Annotated in this window: 17 protein-coding genes; 9 read left to right on the top strand and 8 right to left on the bottom strand. The window is 61.6% G+C overall.

What is annotated here, in order from left to right; all coding sequences use genetic code 11:
* Window positions 1-120 precede the first annotated feature (120 nt).
* Together ACEN84_RS25910 and ACEN84_RS25905 are read left to right on the top strand one after the other, a co-directional pair.
* Window positions 121-1,029: an AraC family transcriptional regulator N-terminal domain-containing protein gene (locus tag ACEN84_RS25910; RefSeq protein WP_413712190.1), complete on the top strand. Its 909-nt coding sequence runs from the start codon at window positions 121-123 to the stop codon at window positions 1,027-1,029.
* 135 nt (window positions 1,030-1,164) lie between these two features.
* A complete protein-coding gene (locus ACEN84_RS25905; protein WP_413712189.1) occupies window positions 1,165-1,869 on the top strand; it encodes a hypothetical protein in 705 nt (234 codons plus the stop codon).
* A gap of 95 nt (window positions 1,870-1,964) precedes the next feature.
* Here the strand turns inward: ACEN84_RS25905 and ACEN84_RS25900 are convergent, their stop codons facing one another.
* Both ACEN84_RS25900 and ACEN84_RS25895 read right to left on the bottom strand, forming a co-directional pair.
* The gene (locus ACEN84_RS25900) at window positions 1,965-2,456 is read right to left on the bottom strand and encodes a histidine kinase (RefSeq protein ID WP_112715031.1); all 492 of its coding nucleotides are present in this window, start codon (window positions 2,454-2,456) and stop codon (window positions 1,965-1,967) included.
* Window positions 2,457-2,585: 129 nt separating this feature from the next.
* Window positions 2,586-4,439, bottom strand: coding sequence for an ABC transporter ATP-binding protein (locus tag ACEN84_RS25895; protein ID WP_413712188.1), 1,854 nt, complete (start codon window positions 4,437-4,439; stop codon window positions 2,586-2,588).
* 281 nt (window positions 4,440-4,720) lie between these two features.
* Here ACEN84_RS25895 and ACEN84_RS25890 point away from each other — a divergent pair, with 281 nt between their 5' ends.
* Window positions 4,721-5,581: an aldo/keto reductase family oxidoreductase gene (locus tag ACEN84_RS25890; protein WP_413712187.1), complete on the top strand. Its 861-nt coding sequence runs from the start codon at window positions 4,721-4,723 to the stop codon at window positions 5,579-5,581.
* A gap of 35 nt (window positions 5,582-5,616) precedes the next feature.
* Here the strand turns inward: ACEN84_RS25890 and dctP are convergent, their stop codons facing one another.
* Window positions 5,617-6,696: a TRAP transporter substrate-binding protein DctP gene (gene dctP, locus ACEN84_RS25885; RefSeq protein ID WP_413712186.1), complete on the bottom strand. Its 1,080-nt coding sequence runs from the start codon at window positions 6,694-6,696 to the stop codon at window positions 5,617-5,619.
* A gap of 96 nt (window positions 6,697-6,792) precedes the next feature.
* On the opposite strand from dctP, the gene ACEN84_RS25880 reads away from it, so the two are divergent.
* The gene (locus ACEN84_RS25880; RefSeq protein ID WP_413712185.1) at window positions 6,793-7,428 is read left to right on the top strand and encodes a TetR/AcrR family transcriptional regulator; all 636 of its coding nucleotides are present in this window, start codon (window positions 6,793-6,795) and stop codon (window positions 7,426-7,428) included.
* Window positions 7,429-7,509: 81 nt separating this feature from the next.
* Here ACEN84_RS25880 and ACEN84_RS25875 read toward each other — a convergent pair whose 3' ends face one another.
* The 3 genes from ACEN84_RS25875 to ACEN84_RS25865 form a co-directional block, all read right to left on the bottom strand.
* On the bottom strand, window positions 7,510-7,686 hold the full coding sequence (locus ACEN84_RS25875) for a Flp family type IVb pilin (protein ID WP_413712184.1): 177 nt from the start codon (window positions 7,684-7,686) through the stop codon (window positions 7,510-7,512).
* Window positions 7,687-7,950: 264 nt separating this feature from the next.
* Window positions 7,951-10,017 carry an autotransporter domain-containing protein gene (locus ACEN84_RS25870; protein ID WP_413712183.1) on the bottom strand — a complete coding sequence of 689 codons (2,067 nt, stop codon included), beginning with the start codon at window positions 10,015-10,017 and terminating at the stop codon, window positions 7,951-7,953.
* A 470-nt stretch (window positions 10,018-10,487) separates the two neighbouring features.
* Window positions 10,488-10,616 (bottom strand): hypothetical protein, encoded by a 129-nt coding sequence (locus tag ACEN84_RS25865; protein ID WP_354541113.1) that lies wholly within the window; start codon window positions 10,614-10,616, stop codon window positions 10,488-10,490.
* A gap of 130 nt (window positions 10,617-10,746) precedes the next feature.
* Between ACEN84_RS25865 and ACEN84_RS25860 the strand changes: the two genes are divergently transcribed.
* Complete coding sequence (locus tag ACEN84_RS25860; RefSeq protein ID WP_413712539.1) at window positions 10,747-11,559, top strand: class I SAM-dependent methyltransferase; 813 nt, start codon at window positions 10,747-10,749, stop codon at window positions 11,557-11,559.
* A 19-nt stretch (window positions 11,560-11,578) separates the two neighbouring features.
* Here the strand turns inward: ACEN84_RS25860 and ACEN84_RS25855 are convergent, their stop codons facing one another.
* Together ACEN84_RS25855 and ACEN84_RS25850 are read right to left on the bottom strand one after the other, a co-directional pair.
* Window positions 11,579-12,229 (bottom strand): pyridoxamine 5'-phosphate oxidase family protein, encoded by a 651-nt coding sequence (locus ACEN84_RS25855; protein ID WP_413712538.1) that lies wholly within the window; start codon window positions 12,227-12,229, stop codon window positions 11,579-11,581.
* Between the two features lie 176 nt (window positions 12,230-12,405).
* Window positions 12,406-13,008, bottom strand: coding sequence for a superoxide dismutase (locus ACEN84_RS25850; protein ID WP_112715021.1), 603 nt, complete (start codon window positions 13,006-13,008; stop codon window positions 12,406-12,408).
* A gap of 212 nt (window positions 13,009-13,220) precedes the next feature.
* Here ACEN84_RS25850 and ACEN84_RS25845 point away from each other — a divergent pair, with 212 nt between their 5' ends.
* The 4 genes from ACEN84_RS25845 to ACEN84_RS25830 all read left to right on the top strand — a co-directional run bounded on the left by ACEN84_RS25845 (window position 13,221) and on the right by ACEN84_RS25830 (window position 17,520).
* On the top strand, window positions 13,221-13,550 hold the full coding sequence (locus ACEN84_RS25845; RefSeq protein ID WP_112715136.1) for a hypothetical protein: 330 nt from the start codon (window positions 13,221-13,223) through the stop codon (window positions 13,548-13,550).
* Between the two features lie 203 nt (window positions 13,551-13,753).
* Entirely contained in the window at window positions 13,754-15,331 is a 1,578-nt protein-coding gene (locus tag ACEN84_RS25840; protein ID WP_413712182.1) for a hypothetical protein, read from the top strand.
* Window positions 15,332-15,355: 24 nt separating this feature from the next.
* Window positions 15,356-16,717 (top strand): hypothetical protein, encoded by a 1,362-nt coding sequence (locus ACEN84_RS25835; protein WP_413712181.1) that lies wholly within the window; start codon window positions 15,356-15,358, stop codon window positions 16,715-16,717.
* Window positions 16,714-17,520: a hypothetical protein gene (locus ACEN84_RS25830; RefSeq protein ID WP_413712180.1), complete on the top strand. Its 807-nt coding sequence runs from the start codon at window positions 16,714-16,716 to the stop codon at window positions 17,518-17,520. Before ACEN84_RS25835 ends, ACEN84_RS25830 begins: the two co-directional genes overlap by 4 nt.
* Window positions 17,521-17,535: the final 15 nt, after the last annotated feature.

Below are 17,535 nucleotides of genomic sequence, written 5' to 3'. Positions count from 1 at the left end.
CGGTAGGCCCGAGGCCGCCTTTTGTTGATGCCGGAACTCTCGAATTTCTTGCCTATTCCTCCAGCCTCCTTGCGGGATGGCGCACAGCGGCGCATAGCTTGGGGCAAGGAGTTCCAGACCATGCTGACACCATTGAGACACGCCATCCTCGACTATATCGACAGGCTCGCCGGCGATGCCGAAGGGCGTTTCGAGACGCCCGTGAAGGCGCTGTCGGTCTCGCGCGTCAGCCAGCCGGTCATGCCCCGCCACATGATCTACCGGCCGACGATCTGCATCGTGGTGCAGGGCGCCAAGCAGATCATGGTCGGCGACCGGGTGTTCGATTATCGCGAGATGCAGTCGCTGGTCGTTACCTTCGAGGTGCCGGCGCTCGGGCAGATCACCGAGGCCAGCAGGGAGGCGCCCTATATCGGCCTCAACATCGATTTCGATGTGGCGATCCTGCGCGAGGTGATGGAGGCGATGGAAGAGCCGCCGCGCCCGGCAGGCGAAGGGGCGGCCGGCGTCTTCGTGCAGGATTTCGACGGGGTGCTGGCCGATTGCGTGCTGCGGCTGGTGAAGCTGACGGAGACGCCGAAGGCGATCCCGGTTCTCTATCCCGCGATCATGCGCGAGATCTGCTACTGGCTACTGACCGGACCGAACGGCCGCGAAGTCTGCAAGCTGGCGCTGCCAGGCAGCCATGCGAGGCGGATGACCGACGCGATCAACCTGCTGCGCGACAATTTCACCGCACCCATGCGCATCGAGCAGCTGGCAGCGGCAGCGCGCATGAGCCCCTCCTCCTTCCACCAGCATTTCAAGGACATGACGGCGATGACGCCGCTGCAATATCAGAAGAACCTGCGGCTGCTGGAGGCACGACGCCTGATGGTGGCGGATGGCGCGAGCGTCGCAAGCGCCGCCTATCAGGTGGGCTATGAAAGCGCTTCACAGTTCAGCCGCGAATATTCCCGTACCTTCGGCACGCCGCCGAAACGCGATGTGACGGAAATCAAGGCAATGCCGTTCCAGGCTGTGGCTTAAACGCGGAGTTGATCCTATCGATCCGATGGAAATCGAAATTCGCTAAACTGCAACCCAAGATAATGGTACTTTGTTTTAATTCACGTTGCACAGTTCTAGCCAGAAGGCGTGACTAACGATGGGTGTGAACAAGCGATGAGCGGGCTGATTTTCGTTGCCTTTGTGGTCACATTCCTGCTGATCGTCGGATTATTTGCTTATTTGCCGACAGTGCTCTTCTGCATACTCATTCCAACAATAGCGTACTGCGTGCGGGCGTGGCACCCACTGGCCATCGCCGTGCTCTTTTCTGTCTATGCTGGCATCCCGTATTTTCTATGGCATCAGGCCGGAATCGCAACGGAGAGAGCAGAGAACGCCTATCAGGCGAATATCAATGCACTGCCGAGGCTACAATTACCAGCTGATCTACCGGATACAGTGCTAGTTAAAACGCAGCACGATGTTACGGTACAGGACTTTCACAACCTGAGCTGCGGCATGAAAGTTCATCCGGGAGAGAACGACTCTCGGGAACTCACGCTAAGTCCAACAACACCGGCTCGCTACCTGCTCTTGGATCTCTCGCCGGATAACCCCTTGCCCGAGCCTGGCCGAAGGCCGCAGGGTAGAGATGGTCCATTTGCCCTGTTTCTTGTTGAGGCGGAGAGACGCACCCTGATCAGATATCATCTTAAGGTGCATTTTGGCCGGCCGACTTTCCCGCCAATTCTCTCCATGTGGGGGTGGGCGCGGGAGAGAAATATCATTCGCGACCACGATCCGCTCGTGGACAACGCAGTGATCTTCATGCGCGATACTCTGGGCCGCTGTGCCGATTTTGCGCTCTACAAAATGTAGTTTGTATTTGTCGCAGCGTTCGCCCACCAGGCTGCTCTAAGCCGGGCCCGCGAAGCGGGCGGATGCCTCATACCCGAAGCACCCGCCCGTTCCGCTTATTCGGCAGCCTTCAGCGAGGAAATGATGCCCTGCAGCTCGGCTCCGTGGGCTTCCTGCGTGCCCTGCGAGCCCCAATAGGTGATGACCAGCAGCTTGCCGGCCTTCGGCGAGAGCAGCGAGAGGCCGACATTGACATCGCCGTCGTCGTCCTTGCCGGTCCAGTCGAAATTGGTCATGTCCATGCCGTTGATCTGCTCGTCGGACTTCTTCTGCGTCGAGCCGTCGATCTTCACGCCGTTCTTCTGGAGGAAGGCGATGGCATCGTCGATGACCTTGTCGGTGGTCTTCTCGTCGGCAACATCGATCGACAGATAGATGGCGGAATCTTCAGAGGTCGCCTGGATCCCGGTATCGGTTTCCTCAGGGTTCCAGCTGTCGGGAATGGCGATTTCGGCGATCGGCGCGTCGCCCGGGAATTGCAGCGTCTTGGCCTGAGCGATACCGGGCAGCAGCGCGGCGATAACGGCGCCTGCAAGCAAGAATTTCATAGTATGGTGTCCTCTATGGGAGTTGGGGGGCAACAAGCCATAGCGCAGCTCAGTTAATGGAAATCAGGATGTTTCGCATCGCGATGCCGGTTTCGCGCCATCTGCCCAAAAATGGTCCAGCGGCGCCTCTCAATCCAGGTCCTCCGGAATGAAACCGCCGGTCTGGCGGCGCCAGAGACGGGCGAAGAGACCGTCGCGTTCGGCGAGTTCAACGGGCGCGCCCTCCTCGATGATCCGGCCCTGATCGAGCACCACGATCCGGTCCATGCTGGCAATGGTCGAGAGGCGGTGGGCAATGGCGATCACCGTCTTGCCCTGCATCACCAGATTGAGCCGCTCCTGGATCGCCGCCTCGGATTCGCTGTCGAGTGCCGAGGTCGCCTCGTCGAGCACAAGGATCGGCGCATTCTTCAGGAGCACGCGGGCGATCGCGACGCGCTGGCGCTGTCCCCCGGACAGCCTGATGCCGCGGTCGCCGACAAAGGCCTCGTAGCCCTTGCGGCCGTCGCTATCGGCAAGGTCGGCGATAAAGGCATCGGCCTTGGCCATACGCGCCGCTTCCTCGATCTCGGCCTGCTCTGCCTCCGGGCGGCCATAGCGGATATTGTCGCCGACAGAGCGATGCAGCAGCGCGACATCCTGAGCGATGACGCCGATATTGCGGCGCAGACTCATCTGCGTCACCGCGCTTATATCCTGACCGTCGATCAGGATCCTGCCATCGGGAATATCGTAGAAGCGCAGCAGCAGGTTTGCGAGTGTCGTCTTGCCGGCACCCGACAGACCGACAAGACCAAGCTTCTCCCCGGGCCGAACCGTCAGCGAGAGCCCATCGATCACTGAAGGTCCCGATTTGTAGGCGAAGCTGACATTCTCGATACGGATTTCGCCGCGCCCGACCTTCAGCTCCCCGGCATCCGGCCGGTCGATGATATCAGGCGGCGTCGTCATGACGGGCATGGCATCCTTGATCGTGCCGACCGCCCGGAAGATCTGCTCGCCCATCTGCAGGAAGGTGTAGGTGTGGCCGGAGAGCCGCTGCAGGATATAGACGGCGGCGGCAAACTGGCCGATGCTGATGAAGCCCCTGACGAGACCGGAAAAGCCGATCGCCAACACCGTCAGCCAGAGCGCCATGTTGAGCGCGACGACGATCAGCTCCGAGGTGCGGTAGATCCGCTGTTCCTCGTGCTGGATGCGCACCGAATTGCCGATGATGCGGCGGATGGCGCCGGCCTCGCTGTCTTCGGCGGCAAACTGCTTGATCATCTGCATGTTGGTATAGAGATCGGTGATGGCGCCGGCGACGATGCTGCGCTGTTTGGCGGAGCGGCGCGAGCGCTCGGCAAAGACCGGCGCCATGCGGATGGCGAGCAGCACGTTGAGCGCGATCCAGATGACGACGGGCAGCGCCATCTGCCAGGAGAGCGTCAACAGGAGAATGACGGAACCGGCCAGCTGCAGCAGGAAGCGCGGGACTGTCTGGAAGGCGGCGATGATCTGCTGCTGCACGGCGGAGGCGACCTGCGACAGGCGCGACGCCACCTGCCCGGCATAGAGATCGTGAACGAAGGCCAGATCCTGCCGCTCCACCGCCTTGTGCCCCTGCCACTGGATGGCAGCGGGCATGCCGATGCCGAGTGTGTGCGACGTGAAAGTATTGACCAGGAACGAGGCGACCGGCATCGCCGGAAAGATCAGCAGGCCGAGGAAAGTCAAGAGCAGCCACTCGTCTTCCAGAAAGGCCACGGCACCCTTCTGCGTGACGCCATCGACGATGACGGACAGCCCCCAGACGACCGACAGGTTGATCGCCTCCATGGCCATCGAGGCGGCGGCCAGCGAAAACAGCACGCCGCGGAACATTGCGATGAAATGCAGCAGAACCGTCGCCGGCCCCTTGGCGGGCAGCGGCCTGTAGGGAATGTCGAGCGGCCTTATAAGGCGCTCGAAGGGACGGTAGATCGTATCTGAAATCGACATGGCTCGCTCGTGTGAGGGATCGAGATAGGACGAGAACTCAGTTACGCGGGGGCGCATAGGAACATCGATCGGCTGCAATCTCAATTAGAAAATACACGGCGGAGAGGGCGATATGGCCTGAAAGCTGCACCTGAAGACAGCTTTTGATTGTCTTTTCAGACCCTCCGTCACCGCGGCCAATACGATTGTCCGATTTTTCGTACAGCCCGTGCGGATTGTCGCCGCTTATGCCGGGAACCAAACCGGCCTATTTCTCGTCTATCCCGAAACGGAGGCAGACCATGTCCAATCTCGCAAAAGCAGGAACATTTACGCTCGGTAGCCGCACGGTGAACCGGCTCGGCTACGGCGCCATGCAGCTCGCAGGCAAGGGTGTCTTCGGCCCGCCGAAGGACCGCGCCGAGGCAGTCGCGGTTCTGCGTGAAGCCGTCGAAAGCGGCGTCAACCATATCGACACCAGCGACTTTTACGGGCCGCACGTCACCAATCAGATCATCAAGGAAGCGCTGCATCCCTACAGAGACGATCTGGTGATCGTCACCAAGATCGGCGCCAAGCGCGGGCCGGATGCCTCGTGGAACCCAGCCTTTTCGAAGGCAGAGCTAACCCTGGCGGTGCATGACAACCTGCGCAATCTCGGCCTCGATGCGATCGAGGTGGTCAACCTGCGCGCCATGTTCGATGTGCACGGACCGGCCGAGGGATCGCTGGAGGAGCCGCTGACGGTACTGGCCGATCTTCAGCGCCAGGGGCTGATCAAGCATATCGGCCTCTCCAACGTCACCGCAAAGCAGGTGGCTGATGGGCGCAAGATCACCGAGATCGTCTGCGTCCAGAACCAGTACAACCTCGCCCATCGCGGCGATGACGCGCTGGTCGATGCGCTGGCGGCGGCCGGCACCGCCTATGTGCCGTTCTTCCCGCTCGGCGGCTTCTCGCCGCTGCAGTCGACAACGCTTTCCGACGTCGCCGCGCGCCTTGGCGCCACGCCGCTGCAGGTGGCGCTCGCCTGGCTGTTGCAGAGAGCGCCGAATATCCTGCTGATCCCCGGTACATCGTCGCGGGCGCATCTGCGCGAAAATCTCGCGGTGGCGGATATCGCCCTGCCCCCGGAGGCGCTGACCGCGCTCGAGGCAATCTGAAAGCAAGATGCCCGGGCTCGCCCGGGCATCTTACACTAGCCCATCAGGTCGGTCATGATGGCCGTGACAGCGTCCAGTGCCGGACCGGCCCCGGAGACGCCCTTGCTGATCTGGTCCTTCGCCCAGGCGGACTGGACTTCCCGATATCGCGTAGCGTCGCTCCAGCGGGAGACTTCGCCGGGCTCAAGAATACGCACGGTCGCACCCGCCTTGCGGAGATCATCGAGTTGCGCCTCCAGGCTTGACGCCATTGCGGCACCGAGCGTCGGGTAGGAGCTGCGAGCCGCGCGGCGGATAGCATCCCGGTCCTCCGCCGCGAGGCTATCCCAGACGGTCTTGTTGATCGCCAGCAAATAGACGTGACCGAGCCACAGGTCATCGGACACCAGAACATGCGGTGCCGCCTCGTGAACCCCAAGCATGAAGCCGCTATCGACATTGACCATCAAGCCATCGAGCGTCTTCTGCTTCATTGCCTCGTAGATCTCCGGCCCCCAATGCATGGTGACGGGCGTCGCACCGGCATTGCGCAGGAAATCGAGATGCCAGAAGCTCGCCGAGCGCCATTTACCGCCCTTCAGACCATCAAGACCGACCATCGGCGCCGTGCTGAAGAAGGCGACTGGATAGCCAGTCCCGAAGAAGACCGGCACGACGTTGTTGTGCTCCAGCTCCGCCGCAAAAGCCGGAACATCGTCATAGACACGGCTGAAGAAATCGATCTGCCGGCCACCAGCCGGACCCACGGGAAAGCTCTTGAAGATCTGGTGCAGCGGCAATTCCTTGGCCGTATATTCCGGCACGACGGTCGCCATATCTGCACCGGACTTGCTGACCGCGCTGAGCGCGTCATAGGCGGCAGCGATCTCTCCATTCCAGTGATCTTCGATCTTCAGGCGTCCATGCGATTCCCGCTCGATCGCCGGAAACACGACATCGCGCAGAAAGCGCGTGCGCATGCCGCCAAGCGGTTCGTGATCGCTGAACTTGAGGACGCGCGGCTGCGCGGCCGCTTCTGACGGCAGCGCTGCGCAAGCGGCGGCTCCGGCGGCGGAAGCGAGAAAGAGCCTGCGGCTTATGCCGGTATTTGCGGTCATGCTGTCTGCCTCGCTCATCGTCTCACCTCTCATATCGATACCTCGCCGTCCCTTGCTTGACCGGGATGCTGCTCAAAAATATACCTGAACAATCCTTCAGTTCGGTATTCGCATTTGAATGACCCCGTTCCGCAGAGCCTGAAACCCCGCAAAAGCCCGATCCAGGCGCGCTCGGGCGCGACCGTCGAAGCCGTTCACGAAGCCGCGATTCAGGTTTTGCTGGCGGATGGACTGGCGAAATTCACGACGACCCGGGTGGCGGACCGCGCCGGGGTCTCGGTCGGCACGCTCTACCAGTATTTCCCCAACAAGCAGGCGCTGCTGTTTGCCATCCTCAGCCGCCACTTCGAGGAGATCGCCGCAGCGCTGGAAGGCATTCCGCTGACCCGCGACCGGCAACCGCTCAGCACCATCGCCCACGCGATTGCCGACGCCTATGTCTCGGTGAAGACCGCCCGCCCTGAAGCAACGACCGCACTCTACCGCGTCGCCGGCGCCATCGACCAGTTCCGCCTCTCCACCGACATCTTCAAAAGGCTGGAAACGGCAGTGACACGCGCACTCGCCAACGCCCGCGACGCCTCGTTCCGCGACCCCGCCCGTGCATCCTTCACCCTCCTCTCAGCCCTCGCCGGCCTCTCGCGCGGCAGCTTCGCCGGCCTGGTGGCGGGTCCCGAGGTTCTGGAGAGGTTTAGCGACGAGGCGCGACTATTGGCTGCAGCCTATCTGCGAGCAGCGGCGGAAGGTTAAGGCTCAGACGAAAAAGACCCGCCTATCGCAAGGCGGGTCTTTGACTGTGACAGATCCGGATAGCGGCGGGAGCGCCGAAGATCAGTTCGTCTTGCTGGAGAGGGTCGTCGAAAGGTTGGAGAACGTATTGTTCAGCGTGCCGCCAAGGCTGGTTGCGCCGGTGATGAGGGCGACCGAAATCAGGGCTGCGATCAGGCCGTATTCAATTGCGGTTGCGCCGGATTGGTCCTTGAGCAGACGAAGCATAAGGGTCTTCATGGGGGCTGTCCTTCGTATGAGATTGTAAAAAAGCAGATTCAATGCAGAGAAATATTCGGATATTTTATTTTAGCTCTCGTAAAATTGCTTGGTTAACGATTCATAAAAGGCATCATTATGCGCGTCGCTTTGATAGCCGCGGCGTGCCTATACTAATTTTCACGTATTTTAAGCCAGAAGATCCGTGTCGTTACTGCAATAACAACAAATACCCGACGCTGAAAAACGCCGGGTATCCTTCTCAAGACCAGGAAATTGCTTCAATCAGAACTTAACGTTCCAACCTGAGCGCAACCATACATTGGGATCATCACCCTCCGTGGTAACATTGAGGCCGAGCGAGGCGGTGCCGCCTGCGACGTCGAACTCGGTACCGACGGCACCGCGCAGCCAAAGCTGCTTGACGTCTTCACCCGCGAAGTCGAAGGCCGAGAGGCCGACGATTTCGCCGCTGATGCCAGCCGTGTTCTTCTCGAAGCGGTAATCGACTTCGGTACGGGCCGTTAGGCGGACAGTGTCCGTCAGCTCGTGGAGGAAGTCGACGCCGATACGGGCGACGGTCGAGTGGTCGTTGACGGAATCGAAGGCCGATGGGAACGAACCGCCCTCTTCCGTGTAGCCGTCCATATGCGAGTGCGCATAGGTCAAGCTGGCATAGGGCGTCAGCTTGGTGCCCGCGATCGTCGCAGCATTCAGCCAGTCGAAGCGGATCTTGGCGCCATAGGTGTCGACGTCGGTTTCGCCATGCGAATAATCCATGGCGGCGCCGTTCATATAGCCGCGGTGAACGTTCATCCGGCCGGTCGAGTAGTAGCCGCCGATCGTGGCATAGACGTTGCTGCTCCCGAGCGCGATGGTGGCTTCAGGCGCCATGTAGAAAGCCGCCTGATGGAAGTCGCCGCCGGTTTCGATGTCCTGCTTGGTGTAGAGACCACCGCCGGCAAAGCGGGCAGTGACACCTTCGGCAAGGCCGTAGCCGAAGGTCACGTCGCCGATGCCGACGCCGCCGTTGGAAACACGGCTGTCGTCATAGCCGATGTCGGCTGTGAAGGCGACAGAGCGTTGGCCGAGGCCAAGAAGGTCGCGCATAGGCTCGCCATGGGCGCCCTGGAGAACCGTATTGGCGTAGCCGAGACCGACCTGTGCCGAGGGCTTGGCGGCGATGGTGGTGTTGTACTGGTCGACGTCGATGATGCCGGAGCCGCCGCGAGCGATAAAGACGCCTCCATTATCCAAGTCACCGACTATGACGGTGCCGTCGGCGGAGATGCCGGTTGCCGTCTTCGTCACGTCGTCGCCGATGTCCTCACCTTGCCGGCTCAGCCAGTCCTCGACGGTCTCCATGCCAAAGGCTTCCGTCCAGCGGAATGCATGGGAGGCGTTGAGAAGACCCACTTGACCGACCACGACCGATCCATCGCCGCTGACGGCATTGGCGACAGAGAAATCGCTGTCCAACCCGTTGATGTCTTTCATCCCACTGGCCGTCCAGCGGAAAGCATGATTGGCACTGCCAACGCCAGCGTTGCCAATAATGACGGAGCCGTCCTCACTGGCGGCCTTTGCGCTTGACCACTGTCCACCCTCAAGGTGGCCGAGATCCTCGATATCCTGACCGTCGTTCGTCCAGCGGACTGCACGGCTTATACCGGCATTTGCGCCATCGGCCGCGACGCCGACGATGACCTTTCCATCGCCGCTGACGCCGAATGCCTGCGAGAATCCGTCGCCGTTCAGCCCGTCGAGACCTTGGATCTGGTTATTCTTCCAGCGGAAAGCCTGCCGGCTTGCAGAGTTGACCGTGCTGCTGAAGTTCGAATAGCCGACAACGACCGAACCGTCTCCGCTGACGCCAGTCGCGTAGGATCCGGTTGCATCATCCAGCCCGCCGAGGTCGTTGATGTCTCCATTCGTCCAGCTCACGGCATGCATACCATCCCAGCTTTGTGACGTACCGACGATAACCGAACCATCTTCGTTGACCGCCAAAGCTTCCGTCAAGCTGCTCACGGAGCTGCTCGTAGCCATCAACGAATAGATGGGAAGCGCATGAAGGGCGATCCATTCGCGGTCGACGGTGCTCCAGTAGAAGGCGCGCTCTTCATCTATGGTGCCAACGATAACCTTGCCGTTGCCACTGATCCCTGAGCTGGCAATCCCGTCAGATCCGGGAATAGGGTCCCACAACTCACTATTTCCCGCTTCACCCGCCCGCGCGACGCCCATGCCAGCTGCAAGCAATCCCGCCGAGAAAACCAGCGTCAGCGCCGAGGTTTCCAGAAGACGCCGCCCAAATCCGGCGGCCGTCCGATCTTTAATTTTCTTCATCATTGTCAAAAAGCTCACCCTGCTTTTTCAATAGCTTAAAAAGGAAATAAACTACGCATCCCCAACTTGCGGCCACACACAAACGGGCGGCCAGGCTGCTTTCGAGCAAGGCGAAAAGGGCATGTCAACATGGTTGCAATTCAGTATGAATTACACAAAAGGTTGCTGTATTAGCGCAATTTATGCGCTAATATTTGCCGCAACCTGCGCCGCCGCAGCCTCGGCAAGAACGTGCTCAAGAGCTTGATTAGTTTCAAAGCGGCACAGGACCGAGGTCAAAACCTCTGGCCAAATGCCAAAAAAGGTCCGGCCCGATGGCATCAAGGCACAATCTTGCCAGGTTTTTCAATGGGCTGAGCGGCGGCGAATCATCCCCGCCCCGGCAATAAAAAACGGCGCCGGTTCTCCGGGCGCCGTTTGCTCTCATTCCATCCAGCCTGCGCCCCGCCGCATATGGCGAGGCTGTTGCCGGTCTACTTCTTCTTGGTGTCGCTTTCGCTCGATTTCACCTGCGAGCCAAGAGTGGGGGCAGCCTTTGGCGCCGCCTTGTCCTTCTTCGGCTTGCGTGCCTCCTTGTTGCTGCGAACCTGCCCCTTAGCCATGATCGTCTCCTCCGGTTGAAGGCCTAGCTAGCATCCCATTCGACGAAAATAGCAAGAGCGTGAACCCTCTCCTGACGCAAAATCGCTGCCCGTGCTAATCTGGGCCCATCAGCCGATGGAGGGCATGGCGATGCGGAAAGGCGACGACGTCTTTGCGGGCTCGATTCCCGAGAATTACGACCGCCATATGGTACCGCTGATCTTCGCGCCCTTCGCGGCGGATCTGGCGCGGCGAGCGGTGGCGCTTTCGCCGCAAGCGGTGCTGGAAACGGCAGCGGGGACAGGGGTGGTGACGCGGGCCTTGGCGCCGGAGCTGCCCGCCGGGACGCGCTATGTCGCCAGCGATCTGAACCAGCCGATCCTCGACTATGCCGCTTCGCGGCAGCCCACCGGCAACCCTGTCGAATGGCGCCAGGCGGATGCGTTGGCGCTGCCCTTCGAGGATGCGAGCTTCGATCTCGTCTGCTGCCAGTTCGGGGCGATGTTCTTCCCCGACCGGCCGGCCGCCTATCGCGAGGCAAGGCGGGTGCTGAAGCCCGGCGGCCACTTCCTCTTCAGCGTCTGGGACCGGATCGAGGAAAACGTCTTCGCCAATGACGTCACCGAGGAGCTCGCCGATATCTTCCCGGACGACCCGCCGCGTTTTCTGGCCCGCACGCCGCACGGCTATCACGACAAGGCGCTGATCCGCCGCGACCTCGAAGCCGCCGGCTTCTCTTCCATCGCGATCGAGACGCGAGCCGAGGAAAGCCACGCCGCCTCGGTGCGCATCGTCGCGCTCGCCTATTGCCAGGGCACGCTGCTGCGAACCGAGATCGAGGCGAGAAAGCCGGGCGAGCTGCAGGCGGTGACCGATTACGTGGCGCTGGAGCTCGCGCGGAAGCATGGCGACAGCTCGGTGGCCGCGAAGATCCAGGCGCATGTGATTTTGGCGGCGGCGTAACGTCGCCCGTTAAGACGCCTCAATAAAGCGTCCGCTTATAATCCGCTTCCAGCTGGTCGTCGATGTCGCGCATCGCGCGTTCGTCGCTCGGCGCGCCGGTTGTTTCGTCAAGGATGATCTTCACCAGCGACGGCATTTCGCTGCGGTCCTGCCGGTAGTCCGGGTCCCAGAGATGGGAGCGGCGGAAGGCCTTGGCGCAATGCATGAAGACCTCGTCGACTTCGATGACGATGGCGAGCTTCGGCGCGCGACCGTTTACCGCCATGCTCTCCAGAAGCGCAGGTTCCGTCGTCAGTCTCGCGCGGCCATTGACGCGCAGCGTGTCGTCGAAGCCGGGGATGATGAAGAGCAGGCCGACGCTGGGATTGGCGAGTATGTTGACCAGCGTGTCGAGACGATTGTTTCCCGGCCGGTCGGGTATCGCCAGCGTCCGCTCGTCGAGAATCCGGACGAAACCAGCGGGATCGCCGCGCGGGCTGACATCCGCTTTTCCATCGATGTTCTGCGTGCCGATGCAGAGGAAAGGCGAACGGCGGATAAAATCCTGCGCGTGCGGGCCGAGCGTGTCGCGGCACTTCTGGATCGCCAGGGCATGCGTTGCTTCGAACAGACCGCGCAAAGCCTGTTCGTCCGCTATTGCAAATGCAGGATCGAGCTCGAACGCCTTCATCATAGCACCTCTCCTCCTCACGGCAACAAATCTGATGTACGTACCTCATTTACTGGATACACCAAACGCTGTTTGCGATCAAGCCGAGCTCCCTGTGTGCCGGAGGGCACCAGCCCAAACGAAAACACCCGGCGCTCTCGCACCGGGTGTCAGCAAATCCGTTCTGTCCGAACCGATTACTTCGTGGCTTCTTCGTAGCGCTCCAGGACGTAGTCCCAGTTGATCAGGCTGTCGACGAAGGCCTCGAGGTACTTCGGGCGGGCGTTGCGGTAGTCGATGTAATAGGAGTGTTCCCAGACGTCGACGCCGAGGATCGGGGTGGCGCCGTGGACGAGCGGGTTTTCGCCGTTCGGGGTCTTGGAGATTTCGAGTTTGCCGTTCTTGACGGAAACCCAGGCCCAGCCGGAGCCGAACTGCGTGGCGCCGGCATTGGCGAAATCGGCCTTGAACTTGTCATAGCCGCCGAGGTCGGAGTTGAAGGCAGCTTCGAGCTTGCCCGGCAGCTTGTTGCCGCCGCCGCCCTTCTTCATCCACTTCCAGAAGTGGACGTGGTTGTAGTGCTGGGCAGCATTGTTGAAGAGGCCGGCATTGGTGCCGAAGGACTTCTTGACGACTTCCTCGAGCGAAAGGTCGGCCATGCCTGCTTCAGCAGCCAGCTTGTTGCCGTTGTCGACATAAGCCTTGTGGTGCTTGTCGTGATGGAACTCCAGCGTTTCCTTCGACATGAAGGGCGAAAGCGCTTCGTAGTCGTACGGGAGTGCGGGCAATTCGAAAGCCATTGTAAGTCTCCTCTTGGCAATGGGTTGCGTGATCGGCAGGTGAGGCGGAACATAGGAGCCGAAGTTCGGCGTGGCAACGGCGGAACGATCAAAAAACGGAGCGTCAGAGGAAAAATTGCCTTGATTGCGGGCTTGGCTTTCTGCCCCCAAATCACCGATGATGCCGATGCAAAACCGGCAGGATCCGCAACAGCGAACTGAACGAGGCCATGATGCAGAGGAATAAAATCCGCTTTCTCCCCGCCCTCCTCCTGACTTTTGCCGCCGGCAGCGCCTCCGCCTCCTCGGACGACGCCTGGAAGGATTTTGCCGATGACGTGGCGGCGAAATGCAAGGAGGCGGCGACACCCTCGCTCGAATTTGCCAGAGCCGTCGTCGATCCGTTCGGCAGCGAGCATTACGGGCTGGCGCTGGTAACGGGCAAGCCGAAGGGCGGCAATGGCTTCGTCACCCATATCTGCGTCTACGACAAGCAGTCGAAGGCGGCCGAGATCGGCACCGAACTGAAGACCGACGAGCTCGACCTGCTGCCCGACGAATGAAGACTGGCAGCGGCGGTAACGAATCTTAAAAAACTGTTGATTTCATGGAACGATGCTTTGACAGGCGCCGGTTTTCGCGGCCTAGATGCGTCTACAAGTTATCCGGGCAAAGATCGTTAGGGCAACCTTTGATAGGATCAGCTTAATTAGCGTGAATTGATAGTTTCAGACTGCTTTTTGACATTCATTTTCTGGGGCGCGTGATGGTCATGAGTTTTTTCCGCCGGGGCGAAGAGCCGGGCAAGACGGATATTCGCAGCACTGGCCAGGCCTACCGGCCGGTCTCCATCACCGAGCAGCCGATGGCGCCGCAGCCGGCAGCCCCGCAACCCTACCAGATGCCGGAGATCGATGATTTCCAGGCTTTCGGTTCGGTGCTCGAAGAAAACCAGCGCAATTCCAAGGAACTCGTCGCCGGCCTTTCGGCCTTGCAGGATCGCGTCTCGGCACTGATCGGCGCCCATGACCAGTCCCTCAACGATACCGGCAGGCTGCAGGCCGAATGCGCCCGTATCAGCTCGCTGCTCGATTACGAAAGCAGCGCGCGGCGCAAGGCCGATGCGGACAATGCCCGGCTCGCCTCCGAGAACAAGGACATCCGCACCGCCAACGGCCAGTACCGCATAGAGATCGAAGCGGTGCGCGACGAGCTGACCAAGCTGCAGAACGTCCATGGCGTGACCTGCGAGGAATTCTCGATCATCGAAAGCCGGCTGATCGACGCGGAGCGCGAGCTTGCCGCCCGCGCCATGCAGTATGACGAGGCCTCGACGCTGTTGAAGCGCGCCCAGCAGGATCTGGACAGCCGCAGCCGCGAACTTTCCGCCACCCGCGACAAGCTGGACAGCGAGACCACCGCGCTGCAGCTGCTGACCGAAACCTCGCGGCGCGAAAGCGCCTCGCAGGCACGCGACATCGCCCGGCTGACGGAAGAGCGCGGTCACCTGAAGGCCGGCCTGATGGAACAGGAAGGCCTGGTTTCCAACCTGCAGACGGCGATCGCCAAGCTGAAGCAGGAATTGTCGCTGGTCGAGGAGCGCCACAAGCGCGCCGAGGTCGAGCTGCACACGATCACCACCTCCTCGGCGCTCGAGATCGCCCATCTGACGACGAAGAGCGACGCTGTCGGCTCCAAGGCGGAGCTTGTCGAAAAGCTGCTGATCACCGCCAACGGCCGCAACAAGATGACCGACGAGGAACTGCAGTCGGCGCGCGGCGAGATGAAGCGGCTGAAATCGGAACTGGCGGCAACCATTTCGCGCGCCGAGCGTGTCGAGGACGAGCTGCGCCGCACCCGCGTGACCGGCACCGAGAACGAGACCGCCCGTCGCGAACTCTCCGCCTATAACAACGAGCTGACCGCGAAGCTGCGCGAAGCCGAAACCCTGCGCACCCGCCGCGACCGCGAGGCGGACGCGATGAAGCGCGACCTCGATACCCGCATGGACAGCGACCGCCACGAGATCGGCCAGCTCAGAACCAGCCTGGAGATCGCCAAGTCGGAAATCCGCCAGCTGCGCGCCGAGCGTGCCATCCTCAACGGCCAGCTGGAAGTGGCTCGCGGCGACAGGCCTTCGGCGCCGGTCATGGAAGAAGCGGAAGAGCTGCGCATGCCAGCAGCCACCTACTCGCCGCTGATCGATATTTCCGAGAAGTCGCTGCCGATGGTTTTGCTGGCGAACGGGAAATGCCCGGCGAGCCGATGCGCGTACCGCCTGCGGAGTAAGCGGCACGCTCATTTTGAAGGCCTTGTTTTCGCCGGGATTTTAAGGGTTTCTTAAGAGGATACCGACCGGAGGAAAACCATGGCGCTTGGCGCATCTCACCGCCTGCACGACGGCATCGAAGCCGTCGAAACGATGACGCGCTTTGCGCTCGCGGTCCTCGCGCTCGCTTCCGGCGTCTATACCTATCTCGGCGTGCGCAGTCTTCTCGACGGCTCGCCGACCTCCACCTTCTTCGCGGCGCTGATCTATTCGGCGGCGGTCTCGGTGGCCATTTATGCCTTCTGGACCTATCTCGCCCGCTTCTATCCGCATGTGACGACGGTGGCGGCGCGCACCGCCCTGCTCGGCATCATGGCGCTCGGCTGCGCGATGATCATCGCCATGGCGAGCTGGCTGAATGCGGCGGCGCTTGCGGGTTCGGCAGCCCTCGAACAGCACCTTGCCGAAACGCTGGAAGACTATACCGGCGACCTCGATCGGGCGCACCAGAATGCGCTGGCGGCGCAGAGCCTTCTGCCGGATATCCAGCGCACGCAGGAACGCTTCCAGCGGCTCGCCGATCAGGAGCGCGAGACCGGCGCTCTGACCGGCACGACAGGCGCGGGCAGCGTCGTGCAGCTGCTCTCGCAGATGGCTTCGCAGCTGACGGAGCTGCAGAATAACATCAATGCCTCTCGCGAACGCGTCACCACCCTCTTCGACGATGGCCGCAAGCATCTGGAAACGATGCGGACGCTGGTTTCAGCGCCAGGCGCCATCGATCAGCGCGCCGATCAATTCGCCGCCGAGGTCGTTGCACTCACCGGCGTCATCACTTCGCTGGAACAGACCTCGATCGCCCCTTCGGTCAAACGCGCCGCCGAAGACCTGTCGCTCGGCTTCATCGCCCCTGTTGCCGATGGCCGCGAGGCGGAACTTGCCAACCGCCAGGATCAGGTGATGGAGACGATCCGCTCCTCGGTTGCGGCACAATCCAAGGTCCTGTCGCAGGCGGCCGACCAGATTCTGGCGCGCGAGCCCGTGGGCGAACGGCGCTTCGTGCCGCTGTCCTCGGCCGAAGCCGTGCTGCGCTATGCGTCTGATTTCATCCCCAGCTGGGCGGGTGCGATCTCGATCGACCTTCTGCCGGGCGTGCTGGTTCTGATGCTGTCGGTAGCGCATGGGGCGCTGCGGCGGCAGGAGCAGGCCATGCCATTCGCCGAGCGGATCACCGCCGCCGAACTTCTGGAGGCGATCGAGGTGCAGCGCGCGCTGCAGGCGCGCGGCATCGATATCGAGGCGGTCGTCGCGAGGGCGGAAGCCAAGGCCGATGCGAGGGCGGAGGGCCATGCGGAAGCGACGTCCGAAGCACATGCCGCCGATGCGCCTGAACCCGAGCCTTCCAACGTCACCAGCCTCGACCTGCCCGGCAAGCCGCCGCGCAAGGGACCACAGGCATGAAGATCGAGGCGGCGGGAGACCAGCTGAAACGCAAGCTGCTTTCGATCGACGATTCGACGCTGCCGCGGCTGGTGCTGCATGCGCTGATCGCCGCCGCCGTCGCCTTCCTCGTCATCGACTTCCGCAACCTGATGATCGCCAATGCCGAGCTGCCGGTCTTCGATCCGGCGGCCCCCGACAGCATGCCAGTGCTGCCACCCGTGCTAACCGATGGCGAGCCTGACAACGCGCCATCCGAAATCACCACCAGCGTCGAGCTGCTGAAACAGCCGATCACTTTCGAGCTCCAGCCCGGCGGCATCCTGCTTGCGCGCGGCGCGATCGACTATGGCGCAGCCGGACGTTTTCAGCAGGAGATCGAGGCCCGCGGCGAATATGTGAAGACGGTATCGCTGGATTCGCCCGGTGGCGCCGTCGGTGATGCGCTCGCCATGTCGAAGCTGATCCGCGAGAAGAAGATCGGCACGAAGGTCGTCAAAGGCGCGCTCTGCGCCTCCTCCTGCCCGATCGTGCTCGCCGGCGGCATCACCCGCAACGCCGAGGACGGCGCCGTCATCGGCGTCCATCAGGTCTTCAACGGCTCGAAGGAGAAGCTCTCGCCGGAGCGCGCCATGTCCGATGCGCAGCGGACCACCGCCGACGTCACCCGTCATCTCGACGAGATGGGCATCAAGCCCGGCCTCTGGATCCACGCGATGGAGACGCCGCCGGACCGGCTCTACTACCTGAGGCCCGAGGAGATGAAGGAATTCGCGCTGGTCACCACCGGGGAGAAGACGGCGGCAGCAGCGAAGGTGAAGTGATCAGGATTGGCTTTG

Source organism: Rhizobium sp. Rhizsp82 (genome assembly GCF_047325115.1).
In the GTDB taxonomy this organism is placed as follows: Bacteria; Pseudomonadota; Alphaproteobacteria; order Rhizobiales; family Rhizobiaceae; genus Rhizobium.
Note: the sequence above shows the minus strand (reverse complement) of the source record. Positions and strands in the feature narration are given on the sequence as shown.